This window comes from Streptomyces lacaronensis (assembly GCF_047337785.1).
GTDB lineage: Bacteria > Actinomycetota > Actinomycetes > Streptomycetales > Streptomycetaceae > Streptomyces > Streptomyces lycopersici.
This window is the reverse complement of sequence record NZ_JBLHDK010000003.1, coordinates 2566982-2588656: the sequence shown is the minus strand read 5'-3', so window position 1 is coordinate 2588656 and position 21675 is coordinate 2566982. Positions and strand designations below refer to the sequence as shown.

Sequence of the window (21675 nt, the reverse complement as noted above, 5' to 3'; positions counted from 1 at the left end):
ATCTCCGGGCGTAAAGGAAGGCGGGATAGAACCATGTCGGTTGACGAGAAGACTCTCGATTATCTGCGGCGTGCTACGGCCGACCTTCGCGATGCCCGTGGGCGTCTGCGTGAGTTGGAAGACCGTGCACACGAACCGATTGCCATCGTCGGCATGGCCTGCCGGTATCCGGGGAATGCCGCGTCACCGGATGAGCTCTGGACTCTGCTGGCCAACGGGGCAGACGCGCTCTCCGGGTTCCCTGCCGATCGTGGGTGGGGGCTGGAGGATCTGTACGATCCGGATCCAGGCCGGCCTGGGAAGACCTATGCCGTGAGTGGCGGGTTCCTGCATGATGCGGCGGATTTCGATGCCGAGTTCTTCGGTATTTCTCCGCGTGAGGCGCTGGCGATGGATCCGCAGCAGCGGCTTCTGCTGGAGACGTCCTGGGAAGCCATAGAGGCTGCCGGGATCAACCCTTCCGAGCTGAGCGGATCACCAGTCGGGGTATTCATCGGAGCCAATGGTCAGGACTACCTTTCGCGGTTCCAGCACGACGCCGAAGACGGTGATGGGTACCTTCTGACGGGTAACACGGCCAGTGCCATGTCCGGCCGCCTTGCCTATGTGTTCGGCCTTGAGGGTCCGGCGGTGACGGTGGACACCGCGTGTTCCTCGTCGCTGGTGGCCCTGCACCAGGCGAGTGTGGCGCTGCGCAGTGGTGAGTGCTCGATGGCCCTGGCTGGTGGGGCGACAGTGATGTCCACACCCATCGCATTCGTGGAGTTCTCCCGTCAGCGTGGCCTGGCGGCCGACGGCCGGTGCAAGGCGTTTGCCGAGGCGGCGGATGGTACGGGTTGGGGTGAGGGTGTTGGTGTGCTGTTGCTGGAGCGGTTGTCGGATGCTCGGGTGCGGGGACATCGGGTGTTGGCGGTGGTGCGTGGTTCTGCGGTGAATCAGGATGGTGCGTCGAATGGGTTGACGGCGCCGAATGGTCCGTCGCAGGAGCGGGTGATCCGGCAGGCGCTGGCCAACGCCCGGCTGTCGGCAGCGGACGTGGACGCCGTCGAGGGGCACGGCACCGGAACGAAGCTCGGCGATCCGATCGAGGCACATGCGCTGCTGGCCACCTATGGGCAGGGTCGGGAAGACGGTCGGCCGTTGTGGCTGGGAGCGTTGAAGTCGAACATCGGTCACACGCAGGCGGCTGCTGGTGTGGGTGGTGTGATCAAGATGGTCATGGCCCTGAACCGGGAGATGCTGCCGCGTACCTTGCATGTGGACCAGCCGTCCTCGCATGTGGACTGGGATGCGGGCGCGGTGGAGCTGCTGACCGAGGCTGTGGCTTGGCCGCGTGGGGAGCGGGTCCGGCGGGCGGGTGTGTCCTCCTTCGGCGTGTCCGGAACCAACGCCCACGTCGTTCTCGAAGAAGCACCGGCAGAGGAAGCCCCGAGTGAGGAGGTGGTTTCCGGTGGTGGTGTGACGCCGTGGGTGGTGTCGGGGCGCAGTGCGGAAGCGTTGGCGGCTCAGGCGGGTCGGTTGCTGGAGTACGTGCGTGGTGCCCAGGCTGATGGTGGTGGCGTGGATGTGGTGGGCGTGGGGCGTGCTTTGGTGAGTTCGCGTGCGGTGTTCGAGCACCGTGCCGTGGTTCTGGGCTCGGATGTGGAGGAGCTGACCGCCGGGCTTCAGAGGCTGGCGGCGGCTGCCGTCGGTGGTGCTGGTGGTGGTGTGGTTACTGGGCGTGTGCGGTCGGGTGGGCGTGTGGCGGTGTTGTTCTCCGGTCAGGGGAGTCAGCGGGCGGGGATGGGGCGGGAGTTGTATGAGGTCTTTCCTGTGTTCGCGGCGGCGTTCGATGAGGTGTGTGCGCGGTTTGATGGGTTGTTGGAGCGGCCGTTGAGGGAGGTGGTCTTTGCCGACGTGGCTGTTCCTGACGGTGGGGGGTTGTTGGATCGGACGGTGTTTACGCAGGCGGGGTTGTTTGCGTTGGAGGTGGCGCTGTTTCGGTTGATGGAGTCCTTTGGGGTGCGGGTGGATTTCCTGGCGGGGCATTCCATTGGTGAGGTGGTGGCGGCGTATGTGGCGGGGGTGTGGTCGTTGGAGGATGCCTGCACGCTCGTCGCGGCCCGGGGGCAGTTGATGCAGGACCTGCCTGGTGGTGGGGCGATGGCCTCGGTCCAGGCCACGCCACAGGAGATGGGGCAGGCTCTGGAGGACTTGCGGGCCCAGTCCGGCGGGCTCAGCGGTGTGGTGGAGGTTGCGGCGGTTAATGGGCCGGATCAGGTGGTGGTCTCCGGTGAGGGGGCTGCCGTGGCCCGGGTGGCCGAGTATTGGCGTGGTCTGGGCCGGAAGGTGAAGAGTCTGCGGGTGGGGCATGGGTTCCACTCGGCGTTGATGGAGCCGATGCTGGACGGGTTCCGGCAGGTGCTGAAGGGGCTGTCGTTTGCTCCTCCGCGGGTGACGGTGGTCTCGAATGTGACGGGTCGACCGGCAGAGGCGGAGGAGGTGTGTTCGCCGGAGTACTGGGTGCGTCATGTGCGGCAGGCGGTGTTGTTCGGGCCGGGTGTGGAGTGGCTGGCCGAGGACGGTCAGGTGACACGGTTTGTGGAACTGGGACCCGACGGCGTCCTGACCGCCATGGCCCACAACTGCCTCGCCCACCACATCGAAACCGAGGACGGCTCTGACGCTGAGCCGGAGGTCATCGCCTCCCTGCGCCGGGATCAACCCGAGGTCAATGCCGTACTCACCTGCCTGGCACGGCAGTTCACCACCGGCGCCCCCATCGACTGGGCCCCCGTACTCGGCGACTGCGACAGCAACGCCCCGCAGGCTCGCCTGGATCTGCCCCCCTACGCCTTCCAACGTCAACGCTACTGGCCCGAGGCCCAGGCGAAGACCGTCGAAGGCCCGACCACGACGGCGTCGGCCCAAGAGTCGCGCTTCTGGTCTGCCGTGGATGAGCAGGACACCGAAGCGGTGTCGGCCCTTCTGGGACTGGCAGGCGACGAACGTGAGCCCCGGTTCCATGAGGCTCTGCCTGTTCTGGCGGATTGGCATCGTAGGGAGAACCGGCGCTCCACGGTCAATGACTGGCGCTATCGGGTCGTATGGAAGCCGATCGTTGAGTCCGGCGCGAGTGGCGGTGCCGACCCGAAGCCCACGGGGCCATGGCTTGCTGTTGTGCCTGCTGGATCCCGCGCCATGACGACGTGGGTTCACGACGCCCTCACCGTATTGGCCCGCAGCGGGGCGTCCGTGGTGCCTCTCGAGGTATCCGCCGGTGCTGGAGCCGACCGGGTGGCCCTGGCCGAGGACATTCGTGCCGCCGTCGCCCGCCATGACGCCGAGGAAGACACCGAGGGCGGTACGACCTCCGTGGCCGGGGTGCTGTCCTTCCTCGCCTTGGACGAAGGACCGGAACCCGTTTACCAAGCGGCTCCAGCCGGCGCGGCGGCGACGCTGACCCTTGTCCACGCGCTCAGCGACCTTGCTATGGACCTGCCCCTTTGGCTGATGACCAGGGGCGCTGTCGCGGTAGGCCGTTCCGATGCGCTGCCCTCGCCAGTGCAGTCGATGGTGTGGGGACTCGGCCGGGTCATCGGACTGGAACACCCTCAATCGTGGGGTGGTCTGATCGACCTCCCGGATGTGCTGGATGACCGGGCGGCACGGCGATGGCTTGCTGCCCTCGCTTCCTCCGCCGGTGAGGACCAAGTCGCGATTCGGACGTCGGGAGCCTTTGTACGGCGCCTCGTACGGGCCCGGACCGGAGAGCCGAGCGCCGCGCTCGGCGGGGCCTGGCGGCCGCGCGACACGGTGCTGATCACAGGTGGCACCGGCGCGTTGGGCGGGCATGTCGCTCGTTGGCTGGCCGAGGCGGGAGCGGCACACCTTCTCTTGGTCAGCAGGCGCGGACCCGCGGCTCCAGGAGCAGCCGAGCTGGTGGCCGAGCTGGAGGCCGCGGGAGCCTCCGTGACCGTGGCCGCATGCGATGTCGCCGACCGGGAAGCGGTACGTACTCTGCTGGCCGCTCTTCCCGACGAATACCCGCTGTCCGCGGTGGTGCACACCGCCGGATCAGGCGGCGACCTTCGACCGGTGGTCGAGACCGGCTTGGAGAGCTTCGCCGATGTGCTCGATGCGAAGGTGACGGGCGCGCGATGCCTCCATGAGCTGACTCGGGAGAGGGAGCTCGACGCCTTCGTGCTGTTCTCCTCGGCCGCCGCTACCTGGGGGAGTGGCGGGCAGGGCAGTTACGCGGCCGCCAACGCCTACCTCGATGCCCTGGCCGAACACCGCAGGGCTCTCGGATTGGCCGGGACCTCGATCGCATGGGGCGCATGGGCCGATGCCGGTATGGCTGTGGTCGACGCCGCCGAGGAGATGGTGCGGCGTCGCGGACTGCGATCGATGCCACCGGAACTGGCTGTCATGGCATTGCAGCAGGCATGGGAGGCGGACGAGGCATCGGTGACCGTGGCCGATGTGGACTGGGAGCGCTTTGTTCCGGGATTCACCGCGGCCCGCACTCGCCCGCTGCTGATGGATCTGCCGGAGGCGGCGCGGGCGATCGAGGAGACTCGTCCGTCGGCGGGGGAGAATACGTCTGCCTGGCTGACGCAACTCACCGAGGCTTCTTTTGAGGAACGGGAGCGGTTGCTGGTCGAGCTGGTTCGCACACATATCGCGGCCGTTTTGAATTATGGCGACGCCGGAGATATCGCCGCGAACCGCGCTCTGAAGGATCTTGGATTCGATTCCCTGACGGCGGTTGAGCTGCGTAACCGGCTCAATGCTGTTACCGGGCTGGCCCTGCCCACCACAGTGGTTTTCGACCATCCCACCCCTGCTGCTCTTGTCGCCCATCTTCGGGTGCGACTGTTCGGGGAAGACGGGGCTGAAACCTCCGGCAGGCGGCCCGTGGCCACGCCTCCAGGAGATCAGGCGGAGGACGATGCAGGCACTGACCCCGTCGTCATCGTGGGGGCGGCGTGCCGGTACCCGGGTGGCGTGGGTTCGCCCGAGCAGTTGTGGGACCTGGTAGCCGGTGGGGTGGACGCGATCTCCGGATTCCCCTCCGACCGTGGCTGGGACCTTGAGAACCTCTACGACCCGGATCCCGATCGGTCCGGCAAGACCTATGCGATGAGCGGCGGATTCCTCGACGACGCGGCGGGCTTCGATGCGGAGTTCTTCGGTATTTCTCCGCGTGAGGCGTCGGCCATGGATCCGCAGCAGCGGCTGCTGCTGGAGACGTCTTGGGAGGCCATAGAAACTGCTGGGATCAACCCTTCCGAACTGACGGGAACGCCCGTCGGCGTGTTCATCGGAGCCAATAACCAGGATTACCTGGCTCGCTTCTCGACCGTGCCGAGTGGTGCTGACGGATATGTGATGACAGGCAATACGGCCAGTGTGATGTCCGGGCGTGTGGCGTATGTGTTTGGGCTTGAGGGTCCTGCGGTGACGGTGGATACGGCGTGTTCGTCGTCTCTGGTGGCGTTGCATCAGGCGAGTGTGGCGTTGCGTGGTGGTGAGTGTTCGATGGCGTTGGCGGGTGGTGTGGCGGTGATGTCGACGCCGGGGACGTTTGTGGAGTTCTCCCGTCAGCGTGGTCTGTCGGCCGATGGTCGGTGCAAGGCGTATGGCGAGGCGGCGGACGGCACTGGTTGGGGTGAGGGTGTTGGTGTGTTGTTGTTGGAGCGGTTGTCGGATGCTCGGGCTCGGGGGCATCGGGTGTTGGCGGTGGTGCGTGGTTCTGCGGTGAATCAGGATGGTGCGTCGAATGGGTTGACGGCGCCGAATGGTCCGTCGCAGGAGCGGGTGATCCGGCAGGCGCTGGCGAATGCGCGGTTGTCGGCGGCGGATGTGGATGCGGTTGAGGGCCATGGGACGGGGACCCGGTTGGGTGATCCGATTGAGGCGCAGGCGCTGCTGGCCACGTATGGGCGGGAGCGTGGTGAGGGTGGTCGGCCGTTGTGGTTGGGGTCGTTGAAGTCGAACATCGGTCATACGCAGGCGGCTGCTGGTGTGGGTGGTGTGATCAAGATGGTCATGGCCCTGAATCGGGAGGCGCTGCCGCGTACCTTGCATGTGGACCAGCCGTCCTCGCATGTGGACTGGGATGCGGGTGCGGTTGAGCTGCTGGCTGAGGCTGTGGCGTGGCCGCGTGGGGAGCGGGTGCGGCGGGCTGGTGTGTCCTCCTTTGGCGTCTCGGGGACCAATGCCCACGTTCTCCTTGAGGAAGCGCCGGTGGATGAGGCCATGGACGTGGAGGTGGTTTCCGGTGGTGGGGGTGTGCCGTCTGCGGTGGTGCCGTGGGTGGTGTCGGGGCGTAGTGCGGGGGCGTTGGCGGCTCAGGCGGGTCGGTTGCTGGAGTACGTGCGTGGTGCCCAGGCTGTTGGTGGTGGTGTGGATGTGGTGGGTGTGGGGCGTGCTCTGGTCAGTTCGCGTGCGGTGTTCGAGCACCGCGCTGTGGTTCTGGGCTCGGATGTGGACGAGGTTGAGGCTGGGCTTAAGGGCCTGGCGGAGGGCGAGACCGCGAGCACGGCGAGCGCTGGTGGTGGTGTGGTTACTGGGCGTGTGCGGTCGGGTGGGCGTGTGGCGGTGTTGTTCTCCGGTCAGGGGAGTCAGCGGGCGGGCATGGGGCGGGAGTTGTATGAGGCCTTTCCTGTGTTCGCGGCGGCGTTCGATGAGGTGTGTGCGCGGTTTGATGGGTTGTTGGAGCGGCCGTTGAGGGAGGTGGTCTTTGCCGACGTGGCTGTTCCTGACGGTGGGGGGTTGTTGGATCGGACGGTGTTTACGCAGGCGGGGTTGTTTGCGTTGGAGGTGGCGCTGTTTCGGTTGATGGAGTCTTTCGGGGTGCGGGTGGATTTCCTGGCGGGGCATTCGATTGGTGAGGTGGTGGCGGCGTATGTGGCGGGGGTGTGGTCGTTGGAGGATGCCTGCACGCTCGTCGCGGCCCGGGGGCGGCTGATGCAGGATCTGCCATCTGGTGGGGCGATGGCCTCGGTCCAGGCTGGCGTGGAGGAGATGGGGCAGGCTCTGGCGGACTTGCGGGCCCGGTCCGGGCTCAGCGGTGTGGTGGAGGTTGCGGCGGTTAATGGGCCGGATCAGGTGGTGGTCTCTGGTGAGGGGGCTGCCGTGGCCCGGGTGGCTGAGTATTGGCGTGGTCTGGGCCGGAAGGTGAAGAGTCTGCGGGTGGGGCATGGGTTCCACTCGGCGTTGATGGAGCCGATGCTGGATGGTTTCCGGCAGGTGCTGGAGGGGCTGTCGTTTGCTCCTCCGCGGGTGACGGTGGTCTCGAATGTGACGGGTAGGCCCGTAGAGGCGGAGGAGGTGTGTTCGCCGGAGTATTGGGTGCGTCATGTGCGGCAGGCGGTGTTGTTCGGGCCGGGTGTGGAGTGGCTGGCCGAGGACGGTCAGGTGACACGGTTTGTGGAACTGGGACCGGATGGCGTTCTGACCGCCATGGCCCACAACTGCCTCGCCCACCACAACGATCCTGGTTCCGGCAATGAGCCGGAGGTCATCGCCTCCCTGCGCCGGGACCAGCCCGAGGTGAACGCCGTGCTGACCTGCCTGGCGAGGCAGTTCACCACGGGCGCGTCTATCGACTGGGCCCCCGCGCTCGGTGAGAGCAACGCCCCGGGAGCTCGCCTGGAGCTGCCCACCTACGCCTTCCAGCGGCAGCGTTACTGGCTCGAGGCCCCGCACCACACGGCCGACGCGACCGACCTCGGCCTGGAAATCGTCGAACACCCACTGCTCGGAGCCGCTCTGGAGCCGCCCGCCGGCGGTGGGGTCTTCCTCACTGGGCGCCTGTCGCTGGAGACGCATCCATGGCTGGCTGATCATCGAGTGCTGGGATCGGCGCTGGTGCCGGGAGCGGCACTGGTCGAGTTGGCTCTGAGCGCCGCGGCTCATGTGGGCTGTGCCGCGGTGGAGGAATTCACTCTTCAGGATCCGCTGATCCTTACGGAGCGGGGCGGCGTCCACCTTCAGGTTGTGGTCGGCGAGGCACAAGAGGACGGGCGTCGCAGCGTACAGATGCGGTCTCGTCCAGATGTGGTCGACGGGGTGTGGAGCTCTCATGCGAGCGGGTTGCTCGTGGCGGGGGAGTCTGCTGCTGGTGGTGGAGTGGTGTTGGAGCAGTGGCCTCCGGTGGGCGCTGAGGCGGTGATGTCCGATCCGGAGGGGTTCTATGCCGGGCTCGCTGAGCGTGGGTTTGGTTATGGTCCGGCTTTTCGGGGGTTGGAGGCGGTCTGGCGGCGTGGTGAGGAGGTGTTCGCTCAGGTTCGTCTTCCGCAGGAGTGTGTGGGTGAGGCGGAGCGGTTCGGGGTGCATCCGGCGTTGCTGGACGCCGTTTTGCATGCGGTGGCGTTGATCGCTTCGGACAAGGACGAGGACGAGCAAGCCGTACGTGTTCCGTTTGCGTGGTCGGGGGTGCGGTTGCATGCCTCGGGTGCGTCGGTGGTGCGGGTGCGGTTGACCCGGGCGGGGTCGGACGCGGTGGCATTGGAGGTGGCGGACGCAGCCGGCCAGCCGGTGGTGTCCATCGAGTCCCTGGCCCTGCGGCCCATCTCAGCTGAGCGGCTGCAGGCCGCCCAGACCAGCCGTTACGACTCGCTGTTCCAGCTGGACTGGCAACCTCTGGACTCTCCCCGGGCATCGGCTGCTGAGAGTTCGTGGGCGCTCGTAGGGCCGGATGCCGGGCTGAGTGAGGCGGTGGTGCGTGCGGGCGGGGCGTGCGCCCGGTACGAGGACATGTCCGCGTTGATCACCGCGCTCGATGAGGGTGAGGCCATACCCGGGACCGTAGTGCTGTCCTGCCCGACGAGCGGTGGCGAGGACGTGGTTGTCGGGGTGCGAGAGGCGCTGTCCGCTGTGCTGTCTTCGGTGCAGCGGTGGCTGGATGAGGAGCGGTTGGTTGCTTCTCGTCTGGTGGTGGTCACCTGTGGTGCGGTTGCACCTGGGGTGGGTGAGGGCATTGCGGGTCTGGTGCAGGCTCCGGTGTGGGGTCTGTTGCGGTCGGTGCAGACCGAGAATCCCGGCCGGTTCCTCCTGCTGGACCACGACCCCGACCATGGCAACGAGATCAGCCCTGCTGCAGCGGACGCGGTGGTGCGGGCGCTCGTCGGTGGTGAGGAGTCCCAGTTGGCGGTGCGGGGCGAGACCGTCCTGGTCCCGCGCTTGTCTCGCGTGATCAAGCCCGCGACGGCCTCCGAGGCGTCTGCGCCGTTGGTCTCGGGCGGGACGGTCTTGGTGACGGGGGCGTCGGGTGCGCTGGCGGGCGTGGTGGCCCGGCACCTGGTGGCTGAGCACGGCGTGGAGCATCTGCTGCTGGCCAGCCGCAGGGGTCCGGATGCCCCGGGGACGGCGGAGTTGGTGGCCGAGCTGGAGGCGGCCGGGGCGTCGGTCACGGTCGCCGCGTGTGATGTGGCCGATCGCGAAGCGGTACGTGAGCTGCTGGCTGGTGTTCCGGCGGAGGTGCCGCTCAGGGGTGTGGTGCACACCGCGGGGGTCGTTGACGACGGCGTCGTGGAGGGACTGACCGAGGAACGTGTCCGGCGGGTGCTGGCGCCGAAGGTGGATGCGGCCTGGCATCTGCATGAGCTGACCCAGGACATGGGCTTGGAGGCGTTCGTGCTGTACTCCTCCGTCGCGGCCACACTCGGGGCTGGCGGGCAGGGGAGTTACGCGGCGGCCAACGCCTTCCTCGACGCCCTGGCCCAACACCGCCACGCCCACGGCTTGCCCGCCCTCTCCCTCGCCTGGGGCCTGTGGGCACAGGCCAGCGGGATGACCCAAAACCTCAGCGTTGCTGACGCGGCCCGTGCTCATCGCTCGGGAATCGTGCCGATGGCCACTGAAGATGCCTTGGCGCTGTTTGATCGGTCGATGCAGGTGGGCCGCGCTGCGGTGATGCCGGTGCGGATGGACCTGAAGGCGTTGGGGGATCGGCCGGTGCCGGTACCGCCGGTGCTGCGTCAGTTGGTGCGCGGGCCGGTCCGGAAGGCAGCGGCCGGGCACGGTGGTGGCTCGGGCACCGAGTGGCGCGAGCGGATCGCCATGGCGGTTCCCGAAGAGCGGGAGCAACTGCTGCTCGACCTGGTCCGTACCCACCTTGCCACCGTGCTGGGACGAACCGATCCCCACGACATCGACGCGGAGGCCGGGCTCCTCGAAATGGGCTTGGATTCCCTCACCGCGGTGGAACTACGTAATCACCTCGGTACGGCAACAGGCCTTCGGCTGCCTACTACCGTGGTCTTCGATCATCCGACTCCCATAGCCCTAGCGAAGTATCTGACCTCACGCCTCGGCGACAGTGCCTCGAAAACGGAACGGAACAGCGCACACGGCGTGCTGGCGGAAATCGAGAAGCTCCACACGATGCTCGGCAACGTTTCCCTGGCCGACGAGGAGCATTCCATGGCGGCTGGTCGATTGACGGATGTTTTGACTCAGTTCAAGAAGCGCGGCACGGGTGACGTCACCGACGCCGAGAGCATCGAAGCAGCGACTGATGAGGAGCTGTTCGAACTCCTCGACGGCGACCTGTAACACGTATAGCTCCTCTGGACCCTTGGCCCACATCTTCTAGGAAGGCAATTCCTCGATGGCGGACGCGGCGCAGCTACGTATGTACCTCAAGCGAGCCACCGTTGACCTGCGTGAGGCTCGGGGGCGCCTGCGCGAGGTTGAGGAGCGCGCGCGGGAGCCGATTGCGATTGTGGGGGTGGGGTGTCGGTATCCGGGTGGTGTGGCGTCGCCGGAGGGGTTGTGGGAGTTGGTGGCGGGTGGGACGGATGCGATTTCTGGTTTTCCGGTGGATCGTGGTTGGGATTTGGAGGGGTTGTATGACCCGGATCCGGCGCATGCGGGGACGTCGTATGTGCGGTCGGGCGGGTTTTTGCATGATGCGGCGGATTTTGATGCGGAGTTTTTTGGGATGTCTCCGCGTGAGGCGTTGGCGGTGGATCCGCAGCAGCGGTTGTTGTTGGAGGCGTCGTGGGAGGCGATGGAGCGGGCTGGGATTGATCCGGCTGGGCTGCGTGGGTCGGCGACGGGTGTGTTTATGGGGGTGATGTACAACGACTATGCCTCGAGGTTGGCGGTTCTTCCGGCGGATCTTGAGGGTTATTTGGGGTCGGGGAGTGCTGGGAGTGTGGCGTCGGGGCGTGTGGCGTATGTGTTTGGGCTTGAGGGTCCTGCGGTGACGGTGGATACGGCGTGTTCGTCGTCTCTGGTGGCGTTGCACCAGGCCAGCGTGGCGCTGCGCAATGGTGAGTGTTCGATGGCGTTGGCGGGTGGTGTGGCGGTGATGTCGACGCCGGGGACGTTTGTGGAGTTCTCCCGTCAGCGTGGTCTGTCGGTGGATGGTCGGTGCAAGGCGTATGGCGAGGCGGCGGACGGCACTGGTTGGGGTGAGGGTGTCGGTGTGCTGTTGCTGGAGCGGCTGTCCGACGCTCGGGAGAAGGGACACCACGTCCTGGCGGTGGTGCGTGGCTCGGCGGTCAACCAGGACGGTAAGAGCAGCCAACTCACGGCGCCGAATGGTCCGTCGCAGGAGCGGGTGATTCGGCAGGCGCTGGCGAATGCGCGGTTGTCGGCGGCGGATGTGGACGCGGTCGAGGGGCATGGGACCGGTACGGCGCTTGGTGACCCGATTGAGGCGCAGGCGTTGCTGGCCACGTATGGGCGGGAGCGTGGTGAGGGTGGTCGGCCGTTGTGGTTGGGGTCGTTGAAGTCGAACATCGGCCATGCGCAGGCGGCTGCTGGTGTGGGTGGTGTGATCAAGATGGTCATGGCCCTGAACCGTGAGGTGCTGCCGCGTACCTTGCACGTGGATCGGCCGTCATCGCATGTGGATTGGGATGCGGGTGCGGTTGAGTTGCTGGCTGAGGCTGTGGCGTGGCCGCGTGGGGAGCGGGTGCGGCGGGCGGGTGTGTCCTCCTTTGGCGTCTCGGGGACCAACGCGCACGTCATTCTTGAGGAAGCGCCGGTGGATGAGGCCATGGGTGTGGAGGTGGTTTCCGGTGGTGGGGGTGTGCCGTCTGCGGTGGTGCCGTGGGTGGTGTCGGGGCGTAGTGCGGGGGCGTTGGCGGCTCAGGCGGGTCGGTTGCTGGAGTACGTGCGTGGTGCCCAGGCTGATGGTGGTGGCGTGGATGTGGTGGGCGTGGGGCGTGCTTTGGTGGGCTCTCGTGCGGTGTTCGAGCACCGTGCCGTGGTTCTGGGCTCGGATGTGGAGGAGCTGACCGCCGGGCTTCAGAGGCTGGCGGCGGCTGCCGTCGGTGGTGCTGGTGGTGGTGTGGTTACTGGGCGTGTGCGGTCGGGTGGGCGTGTGGCGGTGTTGTTCTCCGGTCAGGGGAGTCAGCGGGCGGGGATGGGGCGGGAGTTGTATGAGGCCTTTCCTGTGTTCGCGGCGGCGTTCGATGAGGTGTGTGAACGCTTCGATGGGTTGTTGGAGCGGCCGTTGAGGGAGGTGGTTTTTGCCGACGTGGCTGTTCCTGACGGTGGGGGGTTGTTGGATCGGACGGTGTTTACGCAGGCGGGGTTGTTTGCGTTGGAGGTGGCGCTGTTTCGGTTGATGGAGTCTTTCGGGGTGCGGGTGGATTTCCTGGCGGGGCATTCGATCGGTGAGGTGGTGGCGGCGTATGTGGCGGGGGTGTGGTCGTTGGAGGATGCCTGCACGCTCGTCGCGGCCCGGGGGCAGTTGATGCAGGATCTGCCTGGTGGTGGGGCGATGGCCTCGGTCCAGGCTGGCGTGGAGGAGATGGGGCAGGCTCTGGAGGATTTGCGGGCCCGGTCCGGCGGGCTTGTGGGTGTGGTGGAGGTTGCGGCGGTTAATGGGCCGGATCAGGTGGTGGTCTCCGGTGAGGGGGCTGCCGTGGCCCGGGTGGCTGAGTATTGGCGTGGTCTGGGCCGGAAGGTGAAGGGTTTGCGGGTGGGGCATGGGTTCCACTCGGCGTTGATGGAGCCGATGCTGGATGGTTTCCGGCAGGTGCTGGAGGGGCTGTCGTTTGCTCGTCCGCGGGTGACGGTGGTCTCGAATGTGACGGGTAGGCCCGTAGAGGCGGAGGAGGTGTGTTCGCCGGAGTATTGGGTGCGTCATGTGCGGCAGGCGGTGTTGTTCGGGCCGGGTGTGGAGTGGCTGGCCGAGGACGGTCAGGTGACACGGTTTGTGGAACTGGGACCCGACGGCGTTCTGACCGCCATGGCCCACAACTGCCTCGCCCACCACATCGAAACCGAGGACGGCTCTGACGCTGAGCCGGAGGTCATCGCCTCCCTGCGCCGGGACCAGCCGGAAGTGCAGGCCCTGTTGAACTGCCTGGCACGGCAGTTCGTTACTGGCGCGTCTATCGACTGGTCACCCGCGTTGGGCGTTGCCACCAATGCCTCGGTGCCTCGCCTGGACCTGCCCACTTATGCCTTCCAACGGCAACGGTACTGGCTCGATGCTCCGATCCAAACAGTTGACGCCACCGGCATCGGGCAGGGGCATGTTGACCATTCGCTGCTCAGTGCGATGTTGAAATCCGCGGCACACAATTCGCTTTACCTTACGGGCCGGCTGTCGCTGGAGACGCACCCGTGGCTGGCTGATCACCGGGTGCTGGAATCGGTGCTGGTTCCGGGAGCCGGGTTGGTCGAGTTGGTGATCCGTGCGGGCGACCAGGTGGGTTGCGGTCGGGTGGAGGAGCTGACGCTGGAGGCGCCGTTGGTCCTGCCCGAGCGGGGTGGGATCCAAGTTCAGGTGGTGGTCGAGGAACCGGATGCGGCTGGTCTGCGGCCGGTTACGGTCTACTCGCATCTCGAGGATGCGGCGAGCGCGGACGATGCGGTGTGGAACTGCCATGCGCGTGGGTTGTTGGCCGTGGAGGAGCCGTCGTCTGCTGGTGGTGGTGGGATGTTGGAGCAGTGGCCGCCGGTGGGTGCTGAGGTGGTGATGTCGGACCCGGAGGGTTTTTATGCCGGGTTCGTTGAGCGTGGGTTTGGTTATGGTCCGGCTTTTCGGGGGTTGGAGGCGGTCTGGCGGCGTGGTGAGGAGGTGTTCGCTCAGGTTCGTCTTCCGCGGGAGTGTGTGGGTGAGGTGGAGGGGTTCGGGGTGCATCCGGCGTTGCTGGACGCCGTTTTGCATGCGGTGGCGTTGATCGCTTCGGACGAGGACGAGGACGAGGACGAGGAAGCCGTACGTGTTCCGTTTGCGTGGTCGGGGGTGCGGTTGCATGCCTCGGGTGCGTCGGTGGTGCGGGTGCGGTTGACCCGTGCGGGGTCGGACGCTGTGTCGTTGGAGGTGGCGGATGGGGCGGGTCAGCCGGTGGTGTCCATCGAGTCGCTGGCTTTGCGGCCCATCTCGGCTGAGCAGTTGCAGGCGGCTCAGACCAGTCGTTACGACTCGCTCTTCCAGTTGGACTGGCAATCCGTGGACTTCTCCGGCCCATCGAACGCGTCTGGGGGTTCGTGGGCGGTCGTGGGGCCGGATGCCAGGTTGGGTGAGGCGGTGGGCCGTGCGGGTGGGGCGTGTGTTCGCTATGCGGATGTGTCGGCGTTGATCAGTGCGCTCGATGGGGGCGGGGTGGTGCCGGAGACGGTGGTGTTGTCCTGCCCGGCGGGTGGTGGTGATGGTGATGTGGTTGCCGGGGTGCGGGAGTCGCTTTCCGTTGTGTTGTCTGTGGTGCAGTGGTGGTTGGGTGAGGAGCGTTTGTTCGGGTCTCGTCTGGTGGTGGTCACCTGTGGTGCGGTTGCCACGGAGGCTGGGGAGGATGTGGGCGATCTGGTGCGGGCTCCGGTGTGGGGTCTGTTGCGGTCGGTGCAGACCGAGAATCCCGGCCGGTTCCTCCTGCTGGACCACGACCCCGAGCACGGCGACGAGATCAGTGCCGTTGCGGCGGACGCAGTGGTGCGGGCCCTAGCCGCTGGCGAGGAGCCGCAGCTGGCGGTCCGGGGCGAGATCATCCTGGTTCCGCGCTTGTCTCGCGTGACGAAGCCTGCGACTCCCCAAGCGTCTACGCCACTGGTCTCGGGCGGGACGGTGTTGGTGACGGGGGCGTCGGGTGCGCTGGCGGGTCTGCTCGCTCGGCATCTGGTGGTCGAGCGCGGGGTGGAGAATCTGCTGCTGGCCAGCCGTAGGGGGCCGGACGCGCCGGGGATGGTGGAGTTGGTGGCTGAGCTTGAGGCGGCTGGGGCGTCGGTCACGGTCGTCGCGTGTGATGTGGCCGACCGGGAAGCGGTGCGTGAGCTGCTGGCTGGTGTTCCGGGGGATGCGCCGCTCAGGGGTGTGGTGCACACGGCGGGGGTCGTTGATGACGGTGTCGTGGAGGGGCTGAGTGATGAGCGTGTTCAGCGTGTGCTTGGGCCGAAGGTGGATGGGGCCTGGCATCTGCATGAGCTGACCCGGGACATGGGCTTGGAGGCGTTCGTGTTGTACTCCTCTGCCGCGGCCACCCTGGGGGCCGGTGGGCAGGGGAGTTACGCGGCGGCCAACGCTTTCCTCGACGCCCTGGCCCAGCACCGCCACGCCCACGGCCTGCCCGCCCTCTCCCTCGCCTGGGGGTTGTGGGCTCAAGCCAGTGGAATCACCCAGAACCTCAGCGAGACTGACCTCGCTCGCATGGCCCGCGGCGGCACCACCGGACTCACCACCGAAGAGGGTCTCGCCCTTTTCGATGTGGCACTGGGTGTGGGGCGTGGTGTGGTGTTGCCGGTGCGTGTGGATGTGCGGGCGTTTCGTGGGCGTGGTGGTGTGTCGGTTCCGGCGTTGTTGCGGAATGTGGTGCGGGGTGCGGTGCGCCGGGTTGCGGTGGGGCGGGATGGGTCTGGTGGGTGGCGGGATCGGTTGGCGGGTGTGGCGCCGGATGAGCGTGCGCGGTTGCTGCTGGAGCTGGTTCGTTCTCATGTGGCGACGGTGCTGGGGCATGCGGATCCTGCTGGAATCGACGCCGACCGCGCGTTGAGGGACCTGGGCTTCGACTCCTTGACCGCGGTCGAACTGCGCAATCAGCTTGGAACGGCTACCGAGCTTCGACTCCCGACCACACTGATCTTTGACTATCCGACGCCTTCGGCCATTGCCAGGTATCTGGACGGTCGGCTGGGTGCGGGTGTGCGGTCGGATGCCGCTGTTGCGGTGCCGGCTGTGGTGGGTGTGGATGCGGCGGAGCCGATTGCGATTGTGGGGGTGGGGTGTCGGTATCCGGGTGGTGTGGCGTCGCCGGAGGGGTTGTGGGAGTTGGTGGCGGGTGGGACGGATGCTATTTCTGGTTTTCCGGTGGATCGTGGTTGGGATTTGGAGGGGTTGTATGACCCGGATCCGGCGCATGCGGGGACGTCGTATGTGCGGTCGGGCGGGTTTTTGCATGAGGCGGCGGATTTTGATGCGGAGTTTTTTGGGATGTCTCCGCGTGAGGCGTTGGCGGTGGATCCGCAGCAGCGGTTGTTGTTGGAGGCGTCGTGGGAGGCGATGGAGCGGGCTGGGATTGATCCGGCTGGGCTGCGTGGGTCGGCGACGGGTGTGTTTATGGGGGTGATGTACAACGACTATGCCTCGAGGTTGGCGGTTCTTCCGGCGGATCTTGAGGGTTATTTGGGGTCGGGGAGTGCTGGGAGTGTGGCGTCGGGGCGTGTGGCGTATGTGTTTGGGCTTGAGGGTCCTGCGGTGACGGTGGATACGGCGTGTTCGTCGTCGTTGGTGGCGTTGCATCAGGCGAGTGTGGCGTTGCGTGGTGGTGAGTGTTCGATGGCGTTGGCGGGTGGTGTGGCGGTGATGTCGACGCCGGGGACGTTTGTGGAGTTCTCCCGTCAGCGTGGTCTGTCGGTGGATGGTCGGTGCAAGGCGTATGGCGAGGCGGCGGACGGCACTGGTTGGGGTGAGGGTGTCGGTGTGTTGTTGTTGGAGCGGTTGTCGGATGCTCGGGTGCGGGGGCATCGGGTGTTGGCGGTGGTGCGTGGTTCTGCGGTGAATCAGGATGGTGCGTCGAATGGGTTGACGGCGCCGAATGGTCCGTCGCAGGAGCGGGTGATCCGGCAGGCGCTGGCCAACGCCCGGCTGTCGGCGGCGGATGTGGACGCGGTCGAGGGCCACGGCACCGGCACGAAACTCGGCGATCCAATCGAGGCCCAGGCGCTGCTGGCCACCTATGGGCAGGGCCGGGAGGGTGGTCGGTCGTTGTGGCTGGGGTCGTTGAAGTCGAACATCGGTCATACGCAGGCGGCTGCTGGTGTGGGTGGTGTGATCAAGATGGTCATGGCCTTGGACCAGGAGGTGCTGCCGCGCACGTTGCACGTGGACCAGCCGTCCTCGCACGTGGATTGGGACACGGGAGCGGTTGAGCTGCTGACCGAGCCTGTTGCCTGGCCGCGCGGGGAGCGGGTGCGGCGGGCGGGTGTGTCTTCCTTCGGTGTGTCGGGGACCAATGCCCACGTCATCGTGGAGGAAGCACCGGCGGTCCAGGCGCTGGTGGAGCACACCCCGGCTGGTGAGCTGCCTGATGGTGAGGGTGCAGCGCCTGGGGTGGTGCCGTGGGTGGTGTCGGGGCGTAGTGCGGGGGCGTTGGCGGCTCAGGCGGGTCGGCTGCTGGAGCATGTGCGTGCTGCCCAGGCTGACGGTGGTGGCGTGGATGCGGTGGGTGTGGGGCGTGCTTTGGTGAGTTCGCGTGCGGTGTTTGAGCATCGGGCGGTGGTTTTGGGTTCGGATGTGGGGGAGCTGGCTGCTGGGCTTGGGAGCCTGGCGCGGGGTGAGGTTGTTGGTGGTGGTGTGGTGGGTCGTGTGCGGTCGGGGGTGGGTCGGCCGGTGTTTGTTTTTCCTGGTCAGGGTGCGCAGTGGGTGGGGATGGGTGGGCGTTTGCTGGATGAGTCGGTGGTGTTCGCTGAGGGGATTGCTGAGTGTGAGCGGGCGCTGTCACGGTGGGTGGACTGGTCCGTTCAGGCGGTGTTGCGGCAGGAGGTGGGGGCGCCGTCGTTGGATCGGGTGGATGTGGTGCAGCCGGTGTCGTTCGCGGTGATGGTGGCTCTGGCGCGGGTGTGGGGGTCGTTTGGTGTGGAGCCGGCGGCGGTGGTGGGGCATTCCCAGGGTGAGGTGGCGGCTGCGTATGTGGCGGGTGTGTTGTCGTTGGAGGATGCGTGCAAGGTGGTGGTGTTGCGGTCGCGGTTGATCGGTGAGCGTCTGGCGGGGCAGGGCGGGATGCTGTCGGTGGCCGTGTCCGAGCGGGAGGCGATGGATCAGGTTGAGGCTGGTGTCTGGGGTGGGGTGGAGGTGGCTGCGGTCAATGGTCCTGGTTCGGTGGTGGTGGCCGGGCCTGCGCAGGCGGTGGAGCGGGTGCGGGCTGTGTGTGAGGAGCAGGGGGTGCGGGCGCGCCGGATCCCGGTGGACTACGCCTCCCACACCGCGCAGGTTGAGCAGATCCGTGCCGAGCTGGCCCAGGTTCTGGACGGCTTGAGTCCTCGGGATGGTGGCGAGCGGGTGCCGTTGTTGTCGACGGTGACCGGGGAGTGGGTCTCGCCCGGGGAGATGGACAACGGGTATTGGTTCCGGAATCTGCGGCAGCGGGTGCGTTTCGCTGAGGCGGTGGGTGTTCTGGTCGCTGAGGGTTATGGGGTCTTTGTTGAGGCCAGTGCGCATCCGGTGTTGATGGTGGGTGTGGAGGAGGTGGTGGAGGCCGCTGGTGGTCAGGCGGTGGTGACCGGGACGTTGCGCCGGGACCAGGACACACTCAGGCAGGTTCTGACGTCCCTCGCCCAGTTGCACGTCCACGGGGTGGCCGTCGACTGGAAACCTGTTCTGGGTGGGGTGGACGGGTCGGGTGCTGGGGCGTTGGTGTCGTTGCCGACGTATGCGTTCCAGCGGGAGCGTTACTGGCTTGATGCCCCGACCGTGACGGCCGATGCCACCGGCCTGGGCCTGGAAACCCTTGAACACTCTCTCCTCGGAGCTGCGGTCCCCCTCGCCGAAGGTGGGCAGCTCTTCACCGGACGTATCTCGCTGGAGACACACCCATGGCTCGCCGACCACCAGGTCTTGGGATCGGTGCTGGTGCCACCAGCTGCGCTGGTCGAGTTGGTCTTCCGTGGGGGCGATCAGGTCGGTTGCGGTCGGGTGGAGGAGCTGACGCTGGAAGCGCCGTTGGTTCTGCCCGAGCAGGGCGGTGTCCAGGTTCAGGTCGTGGTCGACGAGCCGGATGCGACTGGACTGCGGCCGGTTGCGGTCTACTCGCACTTCGAGGATGCGACGGGCTCCGATAACGCGGTGTGGAGCTCTCATGCGAGCGGGATGCTGGCGACGGGGGAGTCTGCTGGTGGTGGGGTGGTGTTGGAGCAGTGGCCTCCGGTGGGCGCTGAGGTGGTGATGTCCGATCCGGAGGGGTTCTATGCCGGGCTCGCTGAGCGTGGGTTTGGTTATGGTCCGGCTTTTCGGGGATTGGAAGCGGTCTGGCGGCGTGGTGAGGAGGTGTTCGCTCAAGTCCGTCTTCCGCAGGAGCGGGTTGGTGAGGTGGAGCGGTTCGGAATCCATCCCGCACTGCTGGACGCGGTCCTGCATGCCGTGGCCTTGGCCGACTTCGAGCAGCAGCCGGATGTGGAGTTGGGGTCGGGTTCGGTGCGTGTCCCGTTTGCGTGGTCGGGGGTGCGGTTGCATGCCTCGGGTGCGTCGGCGGTACGGGTGCGACTGGCCCGGGCGGGGTCGGACGCTGTGTCGTTGGAGGTGGCGGACGCGGCGGGTCAGCCGGTGCTGTCCATCGAGTCCCTGGCTCTGCGGCCCATCTCGGCTGAGCAGTTGCAGGCGGCTCAGACCAGCCGTTATGACTCGCTCTTCCAGCTGGACTGGCAGCCGGTGGCCACGTCAGCTTCGGCTGTTGCTCGGGGTTCGTGGGCGGTCGTGGGGCCGGATCCGGGGCTGGGTGAGGCGGTGGTCCGCGCGGGCGGATCGTACGCCCGCTATGCGGATGTGCCCGCGCTGATCAGCGCGCTCGATGAGGGCGAGTCGGTACCCGAGACCGTGGTCCTGTCCTGCCCGACGAGCACTGGCGACGGCCTGGCCACTCGGGTGCGGGAGTCGCTTTCCGCTGTGCTGATTTCGGTGCAGTCGTGGCTGGGCGAGGAGCGGTTGGTTGCTTCTCGTCTGGTGGTGGCCACCTGTGGTGCGGTCGCCACGGAGGCCGGGGAGGATGTGGCCGATCTGGTGCAGGCTCCGGTGTGGGGCTTGTCGCGGTCGGTGCAGACCGAGAATCCCGGCCGGTTCCTCCTGCTGGACCTCGACCCTGACCGCGGCCCCGACCACGGCAACGAGATCAGCGCCGTTGCGGCGGACGCGGTGGTGCGGGTCATCACCGCTGGTGAGGAGCCGCAGCTGGCCGTCCGGGGCGGCATGGTCCTGGTCCCGCGCTTGTCGCGTGTGGCCAAGTCCGCGGTGGATCCCGAGGCGTCTACCCGACTGGTCTCGGGCGGGACGGTGTTGGTGACGGGGGCGTCGGGTGTGCTGGCGGGTGTGGTGGCCCGGCATCTGGTGGTCGGGCACGGGGTGGAGCGTTTGCTGCTGGCCAGCCGTAGGGGGCCGGACGCCCCGGGGATGGTGGAGTTGGTGGCTGAGCTTGAGGCGGCTGGGGCGTCGGTCACGGTCGTCGCGTGTGATGTGGCCGACCGGGAAGCCGTGCGTGAGCTGCTGGCTGGTGTTCCGGGGGATGCGCCGCTCAGGGGTGTGGTGCACACGGCGGGGGTCGTTGATGACGGTGTCGTGGAGGGGCTGAGTGATGAGCGTGTTCAGCGTGTGCTTGGGCCGAAGGTGGATGGGGCCTGGCATCTGCATGAGCTGACCCGGGACATGGGCCTGGAGGCGTTCGTGCTGTACTCCTCTGCCGCGGCCACCCTGGGGGCCGGTGGGCAGGGGAGTTACGCGGCGGCCAACGCCTTCCTCGACGCCCTGGCCCAGCACCGCCACGCCCACGGCCTGCCCGCCCTCTCCCTCGCCTGGGGCCACATCGCACGGGAGAGGACCGCCGGCCTACTCGACGCTGCCTTGGCAACGGAGCGGCCCCATGTGTTGTCGACGAAGGTGGACCTGAAGGCGACCAGGAAGCGCGACGACGCGGTTCCAGCGTTGATGAGGGGATTGGTTCGAGCGCCGTATCGCAAGGTCGCGGCTGGTCAGCAGAGTGCGGAGGCATGGAAGGAGCAGATGGCTCTGGCCGCGCCTGAGCAACGAGAGCAGCTCCTGCTGGATCTGGTCCTTACCCACGCCGCGTCCGTCCTGGGGCACGGCGGTCACACCGGTATAGACCCTGACCGAGCATTGAAGGAGTTGGGCTTCGACTCGCTTACCGCGGTCGAGCTCCGCAACCAGCTCAGCACAACCACGGGGATGCGTCTGCCGACGACGCTGGTCTTCGACCATCCGACACCGCTCGCGGTTGCCCACTACCTGGATTCTCAGATTCGTGGCGTTGGCCAGAGTGAAACGAAAATGTCCGCACGCACTGTGCTGGCTGAATTTGACAAGCTGGAAGTCACTCTCTCTCGGCTGCGCTACCGAGAGGACGAGAGGGCTCAGATCTCAGCACGCCTCAAGGGGCTCATTCTGGCATTGGGGGATTCACGGCTGGACGATGGCGCGCAGGCACGGAGTGACGACTTGGAATCAGCCGATATGGACCAAGTTCTCAAGCTGCTCAATGACGAACTTGGAACTTTCTGAGCGAATCA

At 66.9% G+C, this 21675-nt stretch carries 2 protein-coding genes; both read left to right on the top strand.

The features are described from left to right. On the top strand, window positions 1-10545 hold the full coding sequence (locus tag ACMTAK_RS11125) for a type I polyketide synthase (RefSeq protein ID WP_413812856.1): 10545 nt from the start codon (window positions 1-3) through the stop codon (window positions 10543-10545). Between the two features lie 55 nt (window positions 10546-10600). Continuing rightward, a complete protein-coding gene (locus ACMTAK_RS11120) occupies window positions 10601-21667 on the top strand; it encodes a type I polyketide synthase (protein WP_413806061.1) in 11067 nt (3688 codons plus the stop codon). The last annotated feature ends 8 nt before the right edge of the window (window positions 21668-21675 follow it).

Bases quoted from the DNA above. Each gene is read 5' to 3' on its own strand.
- ACMTAK_RS11120 (WP_413806061.1), top strand. From the start codon at position 10,601: ATGGCGGACGCGGCGCAGCTACGTATGTACCTCAAGCGAGCCACCGTT.